Source organism: Longicatena sp. 210702-DFI.1.196 (assembly GCF_020563125.1).
In the GTDB taxonomy this organism is placed as follows: Bacteria; Bacillota_I; Bacilli_A; order Erysipelotrichales; family Erysipelotrichaceae; genus Longicatena; species Longicatena caecimuris.
Window position 1 is genome coordinate 1 of record NZ_JAJCPX010000045.1, and the last position, 20271, is coordinate 20271.

A 20271-nucleotide genomic window follows, 5' to 3' on the forward strand; every position below is an offset into this window, starting at 1 on the left:
CTTTGCGGACATTTAAGAAGATATAAAAAGATAGTTAAAAAGATATATATAATTTTATCTGAAAGTTGCTAATTGATATTTTTCAGTCGTTATTGCATCTTTTTCCCCATTTTGTTTGGCTAACGTTTCACTTTTCTTACGTAACTCTTTTTCAGCCTGTAAAAATGCTTTGTCAAATGCCGATCGATAATTACTATCTTTGTATTTATACTTTATATTTTTTAAGTTTCTGTTTGGCTCCTTTATCTTAGCTGCATAACCTTCTTTTTTACCAATAGCTTTATAATCAATTTTTGGCTTAGTGACCGTTGGCTTGCTCGTGGTATAACTATTTGTCGTTGTATTCGTAGACGGTTTCGTTTGATTGCTAGATGAATTCGAACTAGATGCAGAGCTATTACCATTATGACAATGGTATTCTCCATATGCCAATCCCCATTTTTCACAATTGGTACGACAGGTGTGACAACCATTTCCATCAGTTCTTCCCGGATGTGCTTTCACCGCCTGTGTAGCGCCAAGCAGCGTAGCTGAAAGCATTGCTGCGAATAATACTTTTTTCTTCATTTCTTTCTCCCTCTGAAATTTCTATTCTTTTTGATTCTAATCTATTATACAATTATTCATTACAGATAGGAATGTAAAGGGTTTCTTTATACATAATTTCACCTGTTTATTTATTAACACCTATTATTTATACATGTATATGTAGATCAAACGTTTATCAATTACTGTTTTGTCTATGTTATACAAAAACATCCGCCATTGAGTTCTTCGTTTCTAAAAGAACTACTTAAGTGAAATAGAAAAGAGAACATAAGCCTTACATACCACACAGCTTATGTTCTCTAATATTCCTATGCTCTTATCTATCCTGTACCGCTTTAACAATTGCCTTTGCGTTGATGCCATACTTTTCAAATAAAGCTTGTGCATCGCCACTTTCTCCAAAGGTATCCTGTACACCGATATGTTTTACAACACAGGCATGCGCACTGCTTGCCACAACATCCGATACTGCACTTCCTAAACCGCCAATCACACTATGCTCTTCACAAGTGATGATCGTATCATGGGTTTTTGCCAATTCTTTTATTAAGGCGGTATCTAATGGTTTTATGGTTGAAATGTTTACCACAGTAGGGGCTTCCTCCAACATAGCAGCTGCTTTTAAAGCTTCTTGTACCATCATACCACTCGCCACTAAGGCAACCTTTTTCCCCTTACGTAAAACATTGCCTTTCCCAATTTCAAATGTATAAGATGCATCATATACACTCTCTACTTTGCCTCTGCCAAGACGAACATAACAAGGTCCATCTATGTTAGCTACTGCTCGAATAGCCTGTTTGGTTTCCTCTTCATCACAAGGCTGAATCACTGTCATTCCCGGAATCACACGCATTAATGCCAGATCTTCATTACACTGATGACTAGCACCATCTTCCCCTACACTTAGACCTGCATGGGTAGCGCAAATCTTCACATTTAGATGAGGATAACCAATGCTGTTACGAATTTGTTCAAAGGCTCTTCCTGCCGCAAACATCGCAAAGCTGGACGCAAAGACGATATACTTGCTTGCCGCTAAACCTGCCGCAATGCCCATCATATTTCCTTCCGCTATACCAACATCAAAATGACGCTGTGGACAAACCTTTTTCGCTTCGCTTGTTTTGGTACTTCCTGCCAGATCCGCATCTAAAACAATAACTCGCTCATTCTCTTGTATGAGCTGTGCCAACGCTTTTCCATAGGCCTCTCTTGTTGCACACTTTGCCATTATGCCTCACCTCCTAATTCCTTTATTGCTTGTTCATACTGTTCTTTATTGGGGGCTGTTCCATGCCAGCCTGCTTGATTTTCCATGAAGGACACGCCTTTTCCTTTCACGGTATTGGCAATGATGGCTGTTGGTCTTCCCTTATTTTCTCTAGCTTTTGATAAAGCCGATAAGATTTCATCCATCGCATGACCATCTACCGTCAAAACATGGAAATGAAATGCCTTAAATTTTTCTTCTAAAGAATCAACATTCATAACCTTTGCCACCTCACCATCAATCTGCAAACGGTTATGATCAACGATGACACATAAATTATCCAGCTGATACTGTGCAGCTGCCATGGCAGCCTCCCAAACTTCACCTTCCTGACATTCTCCATCGCCCAATAACGCATAGACACGATGATGGTTTTGGGCAAGCTTATTGCCCAGTGCCATGCCAACAGCTGCAGAGATTCCTTGACCTAATGAGCCAGTTGACATATCAACACCGGCAACATATTTCATGTTGGGATGTCCTTGTAATCGTGAGTTTATCTTGCGAAATGTCAATAATTCACGTTCATCAAGAAGTCCTTTTTCACACAATACCGCATATAACAAAGGAGATGCATGTCCTTTACTTAAGACGAAACGATCACGATCGATGCTGTTTACATTCGCTTCTGTGATATCCATCTCTTGAAAATATAATGCCGTCACAAGATCTGTTGCACTCAGACTTCCACCCGGATGTCCACTTTGTGCCGTATAGACCTGTTTTAAAATATGCTTACGTATTTGTCTGGCATGTTCTACTAATTCCTGTTTATCCATAACTTACCTTCTTTCTTGTTGTCATGTTGTTATACATATACTTCCTCATGATACACCTGTTTATAAAGGAAGAGCTGAAAGATGCTTCCAGCTCCTAAGATTATTTTTCAATGGCTTTACGAATACGGCTGGTAACTCCCTTTAGGTTGTAGCATTCGGCATACTGCTGTAAAGGACGTTTGATGTGATCAACAACAAAGCGCTGTCCATCGATATGGAATTTTGCCAAATTCGCATAAAGCTGCTGTAATTCTTTTTTTACATCTTCATCATTGAATGCATAATGACCGGAGATATCAAGAATTTCTAAGGATAATGCTTCATCTTTTAAGATATCCTCTACCTGTAGATTACGCTGTTCTCCCATCATCCATTTTCTCCAACGTTCTGTTTTGATTGCTTTTACCAACAAAGTATTTCTTAAATCCGAAGTTTCATCAAGCAAACCTTCCTCTTCTAAGATTTTTTCTACATCACACAGCTTTAAGTAAGCACGGGTTTCTTCTGTACCATACTGTGGGGCTACATTGCTGGCAGTTACATTTGCCGGAATATGTTCCAGTAAGGTTACATCATCCAAATAATCCGCATTATGTTCCTTAAGTCCTACACCATATTGTTTCGCCATCTGTGCTAGGTCATAGGCGTTATGGAAATTATAGGTTCCTACCTGTTCTGTTTTTCTTGTTAACGTACCTGTCTGACCAACGATGAAAGTTGGCATTGGTAATCCTTTGGCAGTTAATTCTTTTTCCAGCTTTTCGATAAATTCATGATACTTTTCTGTCGAAGTTAAACCACCATTGGTTTCCTCTGTACCAACTTCATAGCCAATTTCCGGTAAGCCGCGTTTTTTACGTTCTTCTTCACAATAGGCAATTAAATCAACCGTACGACTTAATACCACATCCAAAGGAATGACTTTACCAATTTCAAATGGGTCCTTCGTTGGGTCGATCATCAATAAATCAAAACCATTTTCAATATCAGCTAAGTAAGACTGACGAGCTAATTTCATTGCTTCTTCTTCTGGCAGGTGGGCATTACGCTCATTATCTCTTTGCCAAGGTCCACCATGATCACGACACAAATAGTACAAACCATCAAAGCCTACTTCATTCGCAACCTTGCGAATATCTTCATTAAAACGTTTCTGATCCCAGCCATTCACATAGCCGCCACCTAACGCATCGGCATCTACCTGATTACGACTGGCAATGAACATCAAAGGGAAATCATAATCTCTAGCGATTTCAAAACTTGCCTGTAATAAATTAGGTGACATTGGCCCTATGCCTAATAACGTTGCACTATCTCCTGAATCTTGTAATTTTAATAGTCCTTCCACTACTTTTTTAATTGGTAACTTTTCCATATCTTTCTTCTCCTCTTTTTACCTATTTTGTATGTTTCACCGTTACGCTTGATAAGCATATGCTTATTTGTATAAATATGCTTTCCCAACGGTGTTTAACAGACGCATCTTATTAGCGATGACACTTCGCGCCGCCTGAATGGCCGAAGGAAATATCGCATTTGGCTCATATGCATCTGGATGAAGCGCTAAATATCTTTTTGTTTCAGTAAAGAATGCTGTTTTTACATCACTGGAAATATTGATCTTACAAATTCCTAAGGCGACGGCCTGAGTTATCTCTTCATCCGGGTTGCTGCTGCCTCCATGTAATACCAAAGGGATGTTCACCTGTTCGCGAATGGCTTTTAAAACATCCAGCCTTAACGTTGGTTTATAATTTGTGGGATAAATGCCATGGGCAGTGCCAATCGCAACTGCTAAAGTATCCACACCTGTTTTATCCACAAATGTTTTCACCGCTACCGGATCACTATATTGAATGTCACTGACATGCTCCTTGCTAATCGCACCTATCGTTCCTAATTCAGCTTCCACGGATACATGCTGAGGCTTTACAAGCTCACAGATATCCTTTGTTCGCCGGATGTTTTCATCTAGAGGATACGAGGATGCATCGATCATGACGGAAGTGAAACCACAACGCAATGCTTGCAATATCTGTTGGCGATTAGCGCCATGATCCAAATGGATGACACAGGGAACACTTGTCGTATGGGCAACCTCCAGAACCGTTTTCATAAAAGGTTCTTTCAAATAGGCAAGCTCATCAGGATGAATCTCATAAATCACAGGTGCTTGTAAGGCTTCACTTTCTTCCTTCACAGCATTTAATATTTCCAGACTGCCGATGTTGAAGGCAGGAATCGCGAAATGATGTTTTTGTGCGATTGTTAACAGCTCTTGCATATTCATCAGCATATCTTTATTCTCCTTTTCGATTCCTATGAATTTCATTTTGTTTCTTTGCCTCATCTTCCAAATGATGAAGATATTGAACAATTTTCATGCGATACAAATGTCCTTTCAGAAAGCTTAGCAATCGAATACCGAAATGCACATCATGCAGTTTTTCTTGATAGATGATACAGGTATAGTTTTCATCCAATGGCTGTAAGCGATAAGAAATTGTCTGTGTATATTTAGGGTATTGGCTCTTTACCTTGTAATATTGTGCTTCCTGTAGTGCTTCTATTGTTACCGGAATGCGATATTCCTTATCATGAAACTTTAGCTTTTGAGTATACGAATAGCCCTGATGCAGCTGGGCAGGACGCTTCGCAAGCTTCACCTGTTGTTTGATATCCTTTTGCAGCTCTTTTAATAAAATGCGATAGATAGCTGCCGCATTTACATGGACATTTACTTTCACTTTCATATTCATCTTTCCTCATCACTTGGCTCTTAGGGGCAAGAATTACTTATTTTTTAAACGTACATACCATGAACAAATTTCCTTTAACAAATCCTCTTGATAAGAGAAACCGCATATTTGATGAACCGCTTCAATGATGCCTTTTTCTTGAATGAGCATCTGCATCTGCATAGCAGCTTCATCCGTTTTTTCATCATAAAGCAAACCATACGCAATCGCTTGTACGATATGTTCATAAGGTAAGTGATGCGCTTTACACATACGGGCACTGCCACATAAGCGATCATCATAGCTAAGCTTACGCAGTGGATCTTTTCCTACCCGATAAACCGTATCCGGCATATCTCCTTTTGCTTTCGGAAAGACACTTAACTTATCCAACTGCTCTTCACTGATGGGATACTGTTGCAGGATACCGGCACGTATTTCTTTGGTAACTTCCTGAATAAAGGCTGCTCCATCTTCATCTTCCAATAGTTCATTAATGGTCGTATAACCTCGATACCAACCAAGATAAGCACTGGCTGCATGAGGACCATTCACAAGGAATACTTTAATATCCTTTAACATGGCGATATCATCACATAACTCTAACCACTCAATATCTGCGATATCAATCGTTAATGGCGGTTGTATCAATAAGGACAAGACTGCCGTTGAACGAATGTTTAGCGAGCGATGATCATCGGCATCGGTACTGCGGCGAATGATAGTATCCCGTATGACGACCTGATGCATAAACCAGGACAGCAGCTCTTCGTTCATATCTTTTACAAAGGCATCTTGAATCATTGGTATCATGCCGTTTTTATTTGTTAAACAAAGCATGCTCAGCTTTTGATTGGGATTTGTCTTTGCCCGCATCTTAAAGATTTCTTTTACATATGCGATAGCCTCAGGAAAATCTTGGGGATAGATGCTAAGAAACAAGAGATCGGCATATACGATGGCATGGCAATCCTGTGGCTCTAGCAGGGTTTCATATGCCTCATAGCCGCTTACCTCATGTTCTTCTATGCACTCCTTGCGATAGACCTGCACATGGTAACTGCCTGTTTCATTTAGTTTTTGGATAACACCGGCATCTTTATCTAAAAATGTTGTATGCCAGCGTGGTGCATTGGCAAGGGTTTCTCCAAGAAACCCCTTTCCCAATCTACCTGCACCAAGAATGACTGCATTTGCCATAAGATTCCCCTATTTCGTTTCTACCGCTTTGGCTTCTGCTTTCTTTTTCTTATCCTCTAAATTCGGTTTGATAAACATCAATGCAATGGCTGTCACAACGACACCGATTGCCATATCTAAGGTGTATAACAGCGGCTTGCTGGTAGCTGCTACAACGATCATACCGCCATGAGGAACATAACAGTCAATTGCATGCATCATTGCTAAGCCGGCACCTACCGCACTACCTAAACAGATTGCTGGCAATACATGTTTGATATCCTTAACAGCAAATGGAATTGCCCCTTCGGTAATACCAATCAATCCCATAAAGGCTGCGGTAATACCTAATTGTTTTTCAGCATCATCATATTTTTTACGTGAAATGAATGTTGATAAAGCTAGTCCAAGTGGAGGAATGGCAACCGCAACACGGAAAGCACCGTTTGGTCCATAAATACCTTCTGCCATCAATGCCATGGTAAATGCTGAAGCTGTCTTATTAATAGGTCCACCCATATCAAAGGCTGTCATCAATCCAATAACGATTCCTAACAGGATAGCGCTGCCGCCCTGCATATTGCTTAACATCGTGGTCAAGGCTTTCATCAAAGCACCTAATGGACCAACTAAGATATACATATAAGCTAAACAGCAAATCAGTGTTGATAGAATAGGAATGATCAAGACTGGCATGATGCTTTTAATGGTTGTGTTCACCTTCCATGATTTGATCCATTTGCATACATAACCAACAAAGATACCCATGATCATCGCACCTAAGAAACCGGTAGATACACTATTTTCACCAACGGGATTGTTAGCGATATAACCGGCAATCATACCAGGTGCTAAGCCCGGTTTCCCAGCTAGTGAATAAGCGATATAACCAGCTAGCATAGGAATCATCATGGCCATACCGGCAGAACCAATCGTATTCAAATTCTGCATGAAAGGATTGGTGACTTTCATTCCTTCGGCACCGGCATCTCCGGTTGCTAAGGCGATGGCTAAGAAGACACCACCGATAACAACGGCTGGAAGAAAATATGAAACACCGGTATTAAACGCCTTTACCAAATCTTTTCCAATATTTTTAAACATAGGATTTCCTCTCTTTCCTCTTCTTTAGAGCTTTTCTGCCTGATCAATGATCTCAGCAGGATTTTTGATTACTACAGAAGGATCAATCGTGATGACCTTGCCTTCCTCTTCTTTTTCTTCAAAACGTTCTTCCCCTTCGATACCGATGGCTACTGCCAAAATGACAGCATCTGCACTGGCGATATCATCTTCCTCCAGTTCATTTTCAATACCCATGCCCCCTTGGGTTTCTACCTTGTAGTCATAACCTCTTTTCTTACATTCCTGTTCAATGGCTTCCTGTGCCATGTACGTGTGCACAATACCTGTGGTACATGCGGCAACGGCAACGATTTTCATTTCTTTTTCCTCCTATCGTTTATTCCTCTTCTAATACGGAAATACAGTCATAAAATGCTTCACTGGTTTTCGCATCTTGTAATTGTTGGCGAAAATCCGCTTTGATCAAATGGCGACTTAGCATTGCCAATATTCGCAAATGCTCTGCATTACGGCTTGCTAATGGAACTCCAATCATAAAGATCAAATTTACCTGTTCCTCATCCCATTGCAAAGGATGATTCAGCTTTAAACAAGCCACGAAGGTATCCTTAACCGCATCACTTTCGCCATGCGGTATGGCAACGCTGTAGCCAATGGCTGTAGATACTACTTCTTCGCGTTTCAAAACAGCCTCAACATAACTTTTTTTATCGGTAATCTTACCCGCTTTATCCGCAAGGTCCGCAAGATAAGAAATGACTTCCCTTTTATCTTGAAACTGTTGATCACTGACGTTTACTATCTCCTTTGTAAACACATGTTTCACCTCTTTTCCTTCGGTATGGCAACCATCACTTGCATACTCCCTTGCAAGGTGTAGCGCTTGGCAAGTGATGTGACAATGAGATTATCTCCCGCTTTGACATCCAGTGTTTCCTGCTTGGTTTCAAGTAATCCCTGACCCTGAAGAATCGTTAACAATGCATAGCTTTCATTTACGATGTCCACAGCTTCCTGTATCTGATATTGACGAATGGTGAAGATGTCATTGTCACAATACGTAATACAGGTAAAGGCTTTTTCTTTTTGTATTGTAGGAGTAAGTGGGGCATCTTTATGAGGGATGCATACGACATCTGCTGCCTTGGCAATTTGCAGAGGTCGTTTATTTCCGAAAGCATCCGTATTGTCATAATCGTAAATGCGATATGTGATATCAGAATTTTGTTGAACCTCATACACAAGCATCTTTCCTTCACATCCATGTAAGATACCGGCAGGAATATACGCAGCATCTCCATCATGAATTGGTTTGCGTATTACCAAATCATCAATTTCACCCTGGGCAATACGTTGCAAGAAGGCTTCTTTGGTTTTGGCCGTATGCCCATAGATGAGCTTTGTGTTCGGTGCTGTTTTCAGATACAAACAGAATTCACTTTTTCCTGTGGCATGTTCATGTGCTTGTGCATAAGCATCATCGGGATGTACCTGTAAGGATGGAGAGGATGATACATCATTCATCTTGATTAACAAGGGAAAGTGTTCCTGTTTACTATTAGCAAACAACTCACGATGCTGTTCATACACTTCGCTCAAACGCATATCTTGAAAAGGTTCTTGTAAGATTCTGCTTTCTCCATGTTCATGGGCACTGATCATCCAATATTCACCAATGCGTTGATGGGTATCTTGGGCTAAACCCAAATATTCAGCAATCTGCGTACCGCCATATGCTTTCTCTTTCATCATGGATTTCAGTTTCAGAATTTCCTTGCTCATTGTCTTGCGCTCCTTTCTTACGCCCCTATTGTAAAAGGGGAAATTTTTTTGCGAAATACCAACTCTTTTCTACAACTTCCGGAAATAAAAAAACACCGGCAATTACCGGCACCATGCTTTCCCCTATAGGGGAAAGATTTCAAGAAATTATGCTGTATTTATGCAAAAACTCCCTTTAAATGTCATAAAAAAATGTTATGATAGTGATACTGCACGTGTTCGTGTATCTTTTTTTCCACAACATCTGGAAAGAGTTTGCAATAGCCGATTCCAAGATTTCATCTTATGATATCTTAGGGATTTCTCTATTCCTTATTCTGAAAGGAGAATCACAATGAAATCATCGAAATTAACGCTGTTTCTTAATCTTCTGCTGGAAGAAGAAGACTTCCACAAGACCAGCTACTATGCCGAAAAGCTCATGGTATCCAGCAAAACCATCTCCAATTATATCAACGATTTACGCTACTATATGCGAAATCATCAGGTAGCGTTAATTTCACGCCATGGTGTTGGCATACGCTTAGAAGGCAGTATGGAAGAGCGCGCAAAGCTACGTGAAGCGATACAGCAGGATTTAGATGAAACACCCACAAGTAAAAATCGTCAACATAAAATTCTTGAAAAATTATTGATGAAAGATGAATGTGTGTCGGTGCGTCGTCTGTCGGATGCCTATTGTGTCAGTTCCACTTCCATCGTGAAAGATTTGGAGAAAATCGAACAGCATCTTTCGCAACAGGATCTTTATTTACAACGTGATAAAAGCGGGACCCGCATCATCGGTAAGGAACAGCGGATTCGCAGTGCCAAGCGGAAGTTTATTTTCAATGAACTCATGGCCTTGTCGCAACAAGATAAAGTCATTGACCGCAAGACTTGTCAGGCAATCTTATCTCGTTATGTGGATGAAGAAAGTCAAAACATCAGTCGTCAGATGATTCAGATGGCACAGGATAAATTAAATTTTCATCTGGATACCAATTACTATAATCAGATTTTTGTCACCTATGCGATCTTTATCTCAAGAATTCGCAAAGGTTATGGAATTACAGAAGCACCTGCCCGTCCGGTTGTTACCGAACTGCACATATTAAAGACCTATCCTATCACAGAGGAGATTACCCAATGGTTAAAAGATGCGCATGGCATTACGATGAATGATCGAGATATTCGCTGGGTAAATGCAAGGATTGCCGGTGTGTATCATGAAGATCAAAAAGCCAAGGATGGCTATTCTCCTATTGTACAGGATATTGTGAATGAACTGATAACTTCCATTGGTGATATCTTCTCGGTAGACTTTATGTCTGATGAGCTGTTAAAGACTGGTTTATCTAATCATTTTGTCCCTATGATTGCCCGCTTAAAAAACAACATTAAGATTACCAATCCTTTTTTGCTTCAGATCAAGCAGCAGTTTACCGCCATGTTCAGTGTCATTTCCCTTGCTTCCAGCGTGCTGGAAAAGAAATTAGGGTATACCTTGTCCGATGATGAAATCGGGTTTATCCTCATTCACTTTCAGGCAGCATTAGAACGACATAACTTATCAAAAAAAATTGCCATTGTGTATAACTGCAACTTAGCGAATGCCTTATTGATTGAGAATCAAATTAAGATCAATCTGCCTACCTTTGATGTCATTGAATTAATCAACATACAAGATTTGAAAGAAAAATACTTGCATGATTTTGATTTCATCATTTCAACAATGGAAGTATCAACAGATTTACCTTCAGTCGTCATTTCTCCATTAGCTGACAGCAATGATATTCAAAAAATTAAGCAGACCTACGATAAGCTGATACGTGATGTCAAGGAATCACGCTTTTATTCCCTGTTGCAAGCCATCAGCAGTGATACGATCTTAGTGAAACAGAAATGTAAATCAAAAGAAGAAATTTTAAAAACCGCAAATGATATCTTACGAAAAAAGGGATACATAACCGAAGACTTCTATCAAAGTGTCTTAAATCGTGAAAAGATATCTTCTACAGAAATTGGCAATGGTATTGCCATTCCCCATGGACTTGATACTTTTGTAAATCATACCGCAATTGTTCTTATCACGTTAGAAGAACCTATTCTTTGGAAAGAAGATATGGTGCGTGTCATCTTCTTTACGGCAGTATCTTTTGAACAGAAGGAAATCATGAAAAAACTTTTAAAGGATTTGTATCATCTCATCAGTGCTAATGAATTTATAGAGCAGATATCCGCAGCGGAAACGTGTGAAGAAGTGCTAGGTCTTTTGTATGGTAAAAGATTATCGAAATAGTAAAAAGTAGTCACTTTGAAGTGTACTCAATTATTTGGACTTAAAGTAAATAGGCTAAATCAAGCAGTTACGAAGGATTGATTTCTGTATTGCACAGAAATTAATCCTTTTCCTTTTGTTGTTATTCTTTAGTATTCCTTTTTCTATGATCTTTAAACGCTAAAAAACAATTACGAAGTGTTGATTACATAAGACGGAAATACCTATTAAACCACCTACTGTAACAATGTCATCATTCTTATATAAATTTTTCTCCATCAGCATTCGCAAATGCAATAACTGCATACTTTATATCATCCACATATTCTCTTTAAAATTTAATGGTTCTACTCTCAATCATAAATATCCTTGCTAACATCTTGCTAACTATCTATCTAACAATCATTAGTAGCAAGAAAGCATGTTTTGCTTACTATAGTTATATGATAAATTGATTTTTTCTACTTTATTTACATAAAACATCATGATTCGATATTAAAAACTAATAAAAGTGAATTTTTTGTGCTTATTATCTTTATAAGAAAAGAAGAACTATTTTAATCTTGCTAACAATCTATCTAACATTCATGCTAACAATTATTACTAGCAAGACTTTTCGTACCTCAAAATACACAACATAGTATACCCCCATTTCTATCTTTCCCATCATCTTTTTCGTTTCCTCTTACAGAATACTTGTACTTTTTTAATTGTACGATTATAATGAGCAAGAAAAGAAGGAACACAACATGACAGTACAAGATTTAGCTTCATTTCATGAAACCTTAAAACAAAATAACATACCCTTTTACACCGATATCTTCACAGATGATATATGGGGTGATATGGGTGTTGATACAGCATCGGTAAGTGTAACAGCAAACGAAGATAGCTGGCATATTCATTATATAAGAACACAAAGTGGCATTCCTTATATCTTTGCCAACTATGTAAGCAATATCGTAGATGAATACCATAAAGATTTATCCCATGAACAGTTCTATGATTACCTCAACCTTCATAATCTACAAAAAGCATTTGCTGATTTTATGCATACAAATCATGTATAAGCCTTGTGAAACATTAACATTTTATTTAACACGCAAGTTCTGCGTGTTTTATTGTGCTTTATCGATAAAGGTTGTTAATGCCTCCATCATGGTAAAACGTGCCTGTGATGTTCTGGCTCGCCATGCATAAACCAGCTTATTACGAATAGTTGTATGGGTGATTTTTTCTTCATAAAGAACACGATACTTTTCATCGAAAGGTTCAATTTTATGAACGAGTATTTGTATCATACCAGGATATTGCTTCTCCATTTGAAAAATACTTTGATTATCACATCTACGCAGACAACATAAGGTGCCATAGGAATCCTCAAAACAGAAACCTTCTTGAATATCCTCATAACGTAGATTCTTTTGATGTTTCTTCACCTCATCATAAAGCCCTTTTTTCAGGTTTTCAAAATAACGATTTACATCCATTGCTACAATTTTCACTACCCGCATAATTACGCTCCTTTCTAACAGTGAAATGACTCTTGAATAACAAGAGCCACTTCATCTATGCTTTTTTCAATTGTTCATAGTAATATAAGATGCGTTTGGTAACTTCATGTTCTTTAGCAAAACCAGTAAGTTTTACAATCGTCTGTAAGATACCTTCCTCATGAATGCTTTTTTGTAATGCCACTGCTTGTTTATCTCTAGGCTCATCGTAGAGAAAACCATATGCCATCGCTTTGGCTATCGCGTCATAAGGCAATCCATGCGCATAACACATAGCAGCACTGCCGGCTAAACGATCACCTTTGGTCAATTTGCGAATTGGATCATACGCCACACGATAAATATAATCTACCATTTCACCTTTCGCCGCAGGGAAATGACTTAAATTATACAACTGCTTTTTCGTTAGTGGATAATGCTGTAAGACACCTTCTGTTATCTCTTTTTCTACTTCCTTAATAAAGGCTGCCCCTTCTTCATCACTACTAATTTCATTAATAGTTTCATAGCCTTTATAATATCCCAGAAAAGCACTGGCAGCATGTGGACCATTTACCACAAACACCTTTACATCTTTTAATAGCTCTAATTGATCACATGTTTCCATCCACTCAATCGCTGATAGATCAACATTTAAGGGTTGCTGGATCAGTAAGGATAATACCGCTGTCGTACGAATATTTAAGGCCGCATTGCTTTGGGCATCTGTACTTCTTCGCACGATAGAATCGCGTAAGACAACCTGTTCCTGAAACCAGGCATGTGTTTCTTCTGGCAAATGTTCATAAAACATCTGCTCAATATCTTTCATTAAATGATTTTTATTTGTGATAAAGATCATACAAAGCTTCTTATCAGGCTGTTGCTGTTTTCTACGATACAGCCCTTCACAGACAGTGCATACAGCCTGCGGTATTTGTTCTGGGTAAATGACAAAGTAAATGACATCGGCATCGATTACACTTTCCATTGCCCCACTTTGTTTCCATGTATAAGCATCATAACCGCGAACGCGATGCTCTTCAATGCGTGTTTCGCGATGTACACACACATCGTAATACCCCTTATTTTTCATTGCCTCAATGACGTTTTCGTCAATATCTATAAATGTCGTTTTCCATCCTTCTGCATTCGCAAGAGTTTCCCCAATAAAACCCTTGCCTAATCTTCCTGCACCAATAATCAATGCGTGTTTCATATCGTTCTAAGCAGCTTCCTTATCTGCTTTTTCAACAATTGGCTTTTTTAATACATTTGCCAGTAAGGCTGTCACGATCGTACCGACGATAATAGCAATGACAAACCAAACTTTTTCATCAATGATCGGTAATACAATAGGTCCGCCATGTGGCGCATAATCCTTAACACCGGTAACTGCCGCAATAGCACCGCCAACAGCACCACCGGCCATAATGGATGGAATAACTTTTGCCGGATCTGCAACTGCCAATGGAATTGCCCCTTCAGAAATACCAATCAATCCCATGAACAAGGAAGCCTTACCTGCATCACGTTCTTCCTGTGTATATTTATTCTTTGATAATAAAGTTGCCAGACCCATACCTAATGGGGCAGTACAAATTGGAACCGCACAGATACCAAAGAATTCATAATGACCTTCTGCCATCATACCGATGGAGAACAAGCAAGCGGTCTTATTTACCGGTCCGCCCATATCAACTGTAACCATCATACCCATGATGATGCCAAGCACTACTTTACTGCCACTGGATAAGCTAGTTAAGAAGCTTTCGATACCGCCCATTGCCATACCGATTGGATTCGCTAAGATATACATATAGAAGATACATACGATAAAAGATGTCACAACCGGAATAATCAGAATTGGTACAACCGTTTTAATTAAGTCCGGATAATGAATTTTCTTCATATAACGTACGATATATCCAGTCATAAAACCTAACACCAATGCTCCTAAAAAACCAGTTTTTACTGCATTACCACCAATTGTAATTTCTGTATTCGCAATATATCCGGCAACCAGCCCTGGTGCTAAACCTGGTTTCCCCGCAATGGCATAAGCGATATAACCAGCTAATACAGGAATCATCATAAACAAACCAGCTGCACCGATTTCCTGTACATGCAATAGAAATTCGTTTTTGATTACCATACCTTCACCTGCCACGGCTGTACCACCAAAGGCAATAGAACCGGCATAGAAGATACCACCGATAACCGTCATCGGAATCATGTAAGACATACCTGTCATCAGATAATTCTTAATTTTCTTAAAATCAACACTCATAGTTTCACTCTCCTCTTTTCTTTATTATGTTGCTTACTTTACTGCTTCTTCTAACTTCATGATTGCGGCCTGCGGATTTTTAATCGCATCCGCCACATCAATCTCAACAACAATTTTGTCTTCAAAACGTTCCATGCCTTCTACAGCACAACCAACCGCGATTAATACAACATCCGCCGTTTCCACTTCATCTTCAGTGATTTCATTTTCAGCACCCATCGCACCTTGCGTTTCTAATTTAATTTCATGTCCCCTTTTACGACCTGCTTCTTCTAATGCCTCTTGCGCCATATATGTATGCGCAATGCCTGTTGGACATGCGGTAATGCCAACAATCTTCATAGCTAATCTCCTTTCTCTGTTTCCAGTTTTTTCAAACAGTTGAATAACTGTTGTTCATTTTCTGCATGCAGAATATCTTCACGAAACTCCTGATGCATTAGATTTCTGCTTAACCAAGCTAATATTTGCAAATGCTCTTTTGTTCGCTTATTCTCTGGAACCCCAATCAGAAAGATCATCTTCACCAGCTCATCACCCCAATGCAGCGGAGCTTCTAAGGTAGCGACTGCGACAAAGGATTCTTGTACATCTTGACTGGAGCCATGCGGAATCGCGATATCATAACCAACTGCGGTAGAGAATTCCTCTTCCCGTTGGCAAACCGATTGTTTATATGCTTCACCTCCTATCACTTTCTTACTTTCTATCGCTTTTTGAATCAAGAAATCAATTGCTTCCATTTTGGTTTGAAACTGTTTCTTGACAAACGTTAACTGCTGATCAAACATGTCGTTATTCCCCCTTCACCATGCCTGGCTCACTAACCAATAAGGAAAGATTTCCATCGATCGTATACTGTTTTGCATTCGAAGTCATAATGAAGCTCATGCCTGCACCGATACCATAAGTAGCTTCTCCTGTAATTAATGTGCCTTTGCCATCTAGTACCAAGCATAAGGAATACGTTTCATTTTCTATACACTCTGCTTCATGTATGCCATACTTCGTAATGCGGAAGAAAGCATTGTCGATATACTGTTGGATTTCATTTTGTCCATGCTCTGTAATTTGCGGTTTTACCATCGGTTCTTCGTGTGGGATTGTCACAACATCTAAGGCTTTTTCCAAATGCAATTCACGTGGTTTTCCATTGACATCTACATTATCATAATCATAAATGCGATATGTCACATCACTGCTTTGCTGGACCTCTGCCATCAGCATCTTTCCTTCTACGCCATGTACGACACCTGCCGGTGTATATACAAAATCACCTGTTTTTACCTCTTTACGTATGAGCAGCTCATCCCATCGCTTTTCCAGTGCCATTTTTTGAAACTCTCCACGACTTTTGGCACGATGTCCGCGTACTAATTTTGTTCCATCATCCACATCCAGAAATAAACAAAACTCAGCTTTCCCTAAGTCATGCTCATGTACCTTCGCATATGCATCATCCGGATGTACCTGTACGGATACCGGACTGGTAATCTCATTGATCTTTACCAATAAAGGAAACCGTTCGCGTTTATCGTGATGAAATAATTCACGATGCTTTTCATAAACCTCTTTTAGGCTTTGCCCCTCGCAAGCCGTATTGGTAATGATACTGACACCGTTATCATGAGCACTGATTGCCCAGTATTCACCAATTTTCTTATTCATCTCCTCTAAAAAGCCAAATTTTTTCTGGATGCGATTTCCTCCATAGATTTTTTCTTTCAATGGCGATTTTAGAAATAACACCTCATCCTTCATATCATCACTCTCCTTTGACAGCTACATTATGTCATGAGAAACTTTTTTACGATATGCCAATCCTCTTCATAGTTTTTTGTAAGTCTTAGGACACATAAAAAACCGTCTGCTTCTTATATTTAACAAACACAAAAAACAAACGGTTAGCTTAAATGATAATACAAGGTGTAGCAAGACCATTTAAAGACTTCTGACAATTTCATAAAATGCCTTTTCTGTTGTACATTCACGTACGCGGTGAATCGTATCTTTGGATTTGATGAACTGATAAATATTGCTAATCAACTTTCTGGAACGTTCTTTATCCGCAAAATTAAAGGCCAGACAAATAATGATGTCTACTTTCTCTTTATCCCATACAATTGGTTTTTTCAATGTCATTACGAGGATCTTTTCCTTTTTCACATACTTTGAAATCCCATGCGGTATTGCTAAACCATTTCCCATTTCCGTAGGTGCCATGCGTTCTCTTTCTTTCATAGATGCCAAAAAACCTTCACTGACATAACCATTGCGCATAAAAATCGTATGAATTTTTTCCAAGACCGTGTCTTTATCCTCATAATCTTGTTTTAAAAGTAGGGTTTCTTTATCCAACGTTTCTAACAATAGATTTTTAACACTTTCTTTGTGCTTGCTTGTATCGGCACATATCTGATTAATTTTATGAACATCATATTCGTCCACCAGTGGCGAAATCAAAATAACAGGTTTTTTATCATAAGCAATCTCTACTGTGGATATGATAAAATCAAAATCATCAAGATAGGATAGTTTTAAATCATCTAAATTAAAGGTTTCGACAACATCAAAACGTGGCAGATTGCGTTTCACTCGATGTTCTACTAAATCCGCATTCGCACCGCTTGAATGAATTACAATGGCAATTTTCTTAGAAAGATTATAGCGTTCGATAGCAGCCTGTACATGGATTAATAGAAAACTAATTTCATCATCTGAAAGATGAATATTCAAAGAATTCTCAAAGGTGGAAGCAGCTAAGACCAATACACTAAATAGTGCCGGATATTGTGCTTTTATTTGCGGTAAAAAAGGATTGGTAATCTTAATCTTATTCGTAATGCGTGTCATCATAGGAACAACATGCTGCTGTAAACCTTTAAATAATTCCTCATCATCATTCAGATTTTCTCCTACTACCGCCGAAATCGTTTCTATGAATTCACTTAACTGACTTCTAATCTCTTCCGCCTTACGACTCACACTATGTATATCATTTTCATGATAAACACCGGATACCCGAGCATTCAGCCAACGTACATCTTGATCTTTTAAAGCAATCCCATAGGTATTCTTCAGCCATTGTGCCAATTCTAATGTCACGGGATAAGTTTTTAACCGATGTAGTTCCGATACAACAGGACGATAAGTTGTTTGTATTAAAAGATGTTCCTTTTCCACACGATCAAGAAAGATAGCAAACTGTATAAAAATCTGATAATAATACATATCATCCATTAGTTCACAAGAAAGTTTATCATTTACAAAGGTAATCATTTCTTCCGCAATTTCCATATATCTTTTCGCTACATAATTTGCCAAAATTGCTTTGCATGTTTTTAAATCATAGCTTTCCTTAGCAGACAACTTCTCTTTAAACTTTTCAAAAACATAGTTACGCTTTGCACTGCGAATGTGCTGTTCCTTTCCGCTCACATATGTACCACTCTTATCTCTTACTAAGAATAATTCATTCTTTTGCAATACCTTATCTACATATTCTAAATCATTGACGATACTGCTTTTCGCAACATCATATTTCTCTACCAGCTTGCGAACAGATACCGTTTCATCTTTCATCAAAAGATTTTCTAATAACTCTTTTCTGCGAAAGTCAGTGAAGTCCTGTGTTAAATATGTTTCTTCAAGATAACGCCGAAACACATCTCGCTCATCCTCAGCACCAACTAGCAAATACCCCTCACCTCTTCGCTTTTCGACATGAAGATCAAATGGACGAAGCTCATATTCCAGCTCCTTTAAATAATTGTATATCGTCTTTGTGGATACCTTCAAATGTTGGGTAAAATATGCAATCTGTTTCGGTTCTTTTAAATCTAATAATAGAATATAAAAATTTTTAAGATTTTCATTTGCTGCCATTTTTTCACCATCTTTTCCAATTTATTGTATAAAATAAGCATTATTAAGATTAAATACAATTATAACGTATTTTTTAGTCTGTTAATATGCATATTCTTAGGTGTATGAAAAAACTTGGAATCTCATTACTTTGGAATGATCTTTATCACACCAATGAAACTCCAAGTTCCTTTAACTTACATGAAATAAAATGTTAGATATGCGTTTTCCTCATCCTTTTCTTAAGCACGAACAATACTCCTGCACAGCCAATGATTGCAATTCCAATGAATACTGCAATCCCTGTTCCTCCTGTGATTGGTATCCAGAAGTTCTTATCATTGTACACGACCATATGCACTTCATCACTTTCGCCTACTTCCTTCGTGATGACATATATCTGCTCATCTTCACTCTGCTCTGCTGCTTTCCCATTGACCTTCACAAACAGCTTTCCTGTTCCTTCTTCTCTTGTGATCTCGATCTTGATGCTTTCTTCCAGCAACTTATAGCCTTTTGGTGACTTCGTTTCTTTCAGATAATAGGTACCTGCTCGCAGCTTTTTAATCAACAAGCCTTCTGCTTTTCCGCTTGTATAGCTTGCGATCGCATTTTTCATCTCTGCATCGCTATACAAAGTAAACTCTGCTCCTTCTAAGGCTTCCTTATCACGATTCATTTTCTTTAGATAAACCGCAATTTCTTTTGGTGTATAGGCGTTAGTAAATGAGAATTGTATCTTCTTATCAAGCTTTTCTTCTTGTGCATTGGTAAGAATCTTATATTCCACATTCGTCTGTTTCTCTTCTACCTTATAAGTTTCTTTTTGTTTCAGCTCCCTGAATAGCGCGGTCTGATTTCCTTTTACCTGAAATTCACCCGCTTCATTTGTCTTATATGTACTCTCTGCATCACCTGTTGGAATGACATAGTTCGCATTCTTGACAGCTTCATAAACGTCCCCATTCTTTCTGCTCA

At 38.6% G+C, this 20271-nt stretch carries 21 protein-coding genes; 2 read left to right on the plus strand and 19 right to left on the minus strand.

Annotated elements, in window-relative coordinates; translation table 11 throughout:
- Positions 1 to 54 precede the first annotated feature (54 nt).
- From LI241_RS13895 to LI241_RS13945, 11 genes are all read right to left on the minus strand, one after another.
- A complete protein-coding gene (locus LI241_RS13895; RefSeq protein ID WP_227151376.1) occupies positions 55 to 567 on the minus strand; it encodes a YHYH domain-containing protein in 513 nt (170 codons plus the stop codon).
- Between the two features lie 298 nt (positions 568 to 865).
- On the minus strand, positions 866 to 1783 hold the full coding sequence (locus LI241_RS13900; RefSeq protein ID WP_008690389.1) for a transketolase family protein: 918 nt from the start codon (positions 1781 to 1783) through the stop codon (positions 866 to 868).
- The gene (locus LI241_RS13905; RefSeq protein ID WP_008690388.1) at positions 1783 to 2601 is read right to left on the minus strand and encodes a transketolase; all 819 of its coding nucleotides are present in this window, start codon (positions 2599 to 2601) and stop codon (positions 1783 to 1785) included. Before LI241_RS13905 ends, LI241_RS13900 begins: the two co-directional genes overlap by 1 nt.
- Positions 2602 to 2701: 100 nt before the next feature.
- The gene (locus LI241_RS13910) at positions 2702 to 3976 is read right to left on the minus strand and encodes a class II D-tagatose-bisphosphate aldolase non-catalytic subunit (RefSeq protein WP_008690387.1); all 1275 of its coding nucleotides are present in this window, start codon (positions 3974 to 3976) and stop codon (positions 2702 to 2704) included.
- 63 nt (positions 3977 to 4039) lie between these two features.
- Positions 4040 to 4897, minus strand: coding sequence for a ketose-bisphosphate aldolase (locus LI241_RS13915; protein WP_008690385.1), 858 nt, complete (start codon positions 4895 to 4897; stop codon positions 4040 to 4042).
- A 4-nt stretch (positions 4898 to 4901) separates the two neighbouring features.
- Positions 4902 to 5354 carry a DUF3284 domain-containing protein gene (locus LI241_RS13920; RefSeq protein ID WP_008690384.1) on the minus strand — a complete coding sequence of 151 codons (453 nt, stop codon included), beginning with the start codon at positions 5352 to 5354 and terminating at the stop codon, positions 4902 to 4904.
- Positions 5355 to 5393: 39 nt separating this feature from the next.
- Positions 5394 to 6539 carry a mannitol dehydrogenase gene (locus tag LI241_RS13925; RefSeq protein ID WP_008690383.1) on the minus strand — a complete coding sequence of 382 codons (1146 nt, stop codon included), beginning with the start codon at positions 6537 to 6539 and terminating at the stop codon, positions 5394 to 5396.
- Between the two features lie 9 nt (positions 6540 to 6548).
- The gene (locus LI241_RS13930; RefSeq protein WP_008690382.1) at positions 6549 to 7622 is read right to left on the minus strand and encodes a PTS fructose transporter subunit IIC; all 1074 of its coding nucleotides are present in this window, start codon (positions 7620 to 7622) and stop codon (positions 6549 to 6551) included.
- A gap of 24 nt (positions 7623 to 7646) precedes the next feature.
- Positions 7647 to 7961 carry a PTS fructose transporter subunit IIB gene (locus tag LI241_RS13935; RefSeq protein WP_227151374.1) on the minus strand — a complete coding sequence of 105 codons (315 nt, stop codon included), beginning with the start codon at positions 7959 to 7961 and terminating at the stop codon, positions 7647 to 7649.
- Positions 7962 to 7980: 19 nt separating this feature from the next.
- The gene (locus LI241_RS13940; RefSeq protein ID WP_008690380.1) at positions 7981 to 8421 is read right to left on the minus strand and encodes a PTS sugar transporter subunit IIA; all 441 of its coding nucleotides are present in this window, start codon (positions 8419 to 8421) and stop codon (positions 7981 to 7983) included.
- 5 nt (positions 8422 to 8426) lie between these two features.
- Positions 8427 to 9386 carry a type I phosphomannose isomerase catalytic subunit gene (locus tag LI241_RS13945; protein ID WP_008690379.1) on the minus strand — a complete coding sequence of 320 codons (960 nt, stop codon included), beginning with the start codon at positions 9384 to 9386 and terminating at the stop codon, positions 8427 to 8429.
- 334 nt (positions 9387 to 9720) lie between these two features.
- On the opposite strand from LI241_RS13945, the gene LI241_RS13950 reads away from it, so the two are divergent.
- Together LI241_RS13950 and LI241_RS13955 are read left to right on the plus strand one after the other, a co-directional pair.
- Entirely contained in the window at positions 9721 to 11667 is a 1947-nt protein-coding gene (locus LI241_RS13950; RefSeq protein WP_008690378.1) for a transcription antiterminator, read from the plus strand.
- Positions 11668 to 12395: 728 nt separating this feature from the next.
- On the plus strand, positions 12396 to 12716 hold the full coding sequence (locus tag LI241_RS13955; protein ID WP_008690374.1) for a hypothetical protein: 321 nt from the start codon (positions 12396 to 12398) through the stop codon (positions 12714 to 12716).
- Between the two features lie 48 nt (positions 12717 to 12764).
- Here the strand turns inward: LI241_RS13955 and LI241_RS13960 are convergent, their stop codons facing one another.
- The 8 genes from LI241_RS13960 to LI241_RS13995 form a co-directional block, all read right to left on the minus strand.
- Positions 12765 to 13160, minus strand: coding sequence for a hypothetical protein (locus LI241_RS13960; RefSeq protein WP_008690372.1), 396 nt, complete (start codon positions 13158 to 13160; stop codon positions 12765 to 12767).
- Between the two features lie 55 nt (positions 13161 to 13215).
- Positions 13216 to 14358: a mannitol dehydrogenase gene (locus LI241_RS13965; protein ID WP_008690370.1), complete on the minus strand. Its 1143-nt coding sequence runs from the start codon at positions 14356 to 14358 to the stop codon at positions 13216 to 13218.
- Positions 14359 to 14364: 6 nt separating this feature from the next.
- Positions 14365 to 15429, minus strand: coding sequence for a PTS fructose transporter subunit IIC (locus LI241_RS13970; RefSeq protein WP_008690368.1), 1065 nt, complete (start codon positions 15427 to 15429; stop codon positions 14365 to 14367).
- 33 nt (positions 15430 to 15462) lie between these two features.
- Positions 15463 to 15771 carry a PTS fructose transporter subunit IIB gene (locus LI241_RS13975; protein ID WP_008690367.1) on the minus strand — a complete coding sequence of 103 codons (309 nt, stop codon included), beginning with the start codon at positions 15769 to 15771 and terminating at the stop codon, positions 15463 to 15465.
- 2 nt (positions 15772 to 15773) lie between these two features.
- Positions 15774 to 16220: a PTS sugar transporter subunit IIA gene (locus LI241_RS13980; RefSeq protein WP_008690365.1), complete on the minus strand. Its 447-nt coding sequence runs from the start codon at positions 16218 to 16220 to the stop codon at positions 15774 to 15776.
- Positions 16221 to 16224: 4 nt separating this feature from the next.
- A complete protein-coding gene (locus LI241_RS13985) occupies positions 16225 to 17190 on the minus strand; it encodes a type I phosphomannose isomerase catalytic subunit (protein WP_008690364.1) in 966 nt (321 codons plus the stop codon).
- Between the two features lie 180 nt (positions 17191 to 17370).
- Complete coding sequence (locus tag LI241_RS13990; RefSeq protein WP_008690361.1) at positions 17371 to 19314, minus strand: transcription antiterminator; 1944 nt, start codon at positions 19312 to 19314, stop codon at positions 17371 to 17373.
- A 193-nt stretch (positions 19315 to 19507) separates the two neighbouring features.
- Positions 19508 to 20271 (minus strand): SpaA isopeptide-forming pilin-related protein (locus tag LI241_RS13995; RefSeq protein WP_227151372.1); only part of this gene is annotated, 764 nt, incomplete at its 5' end.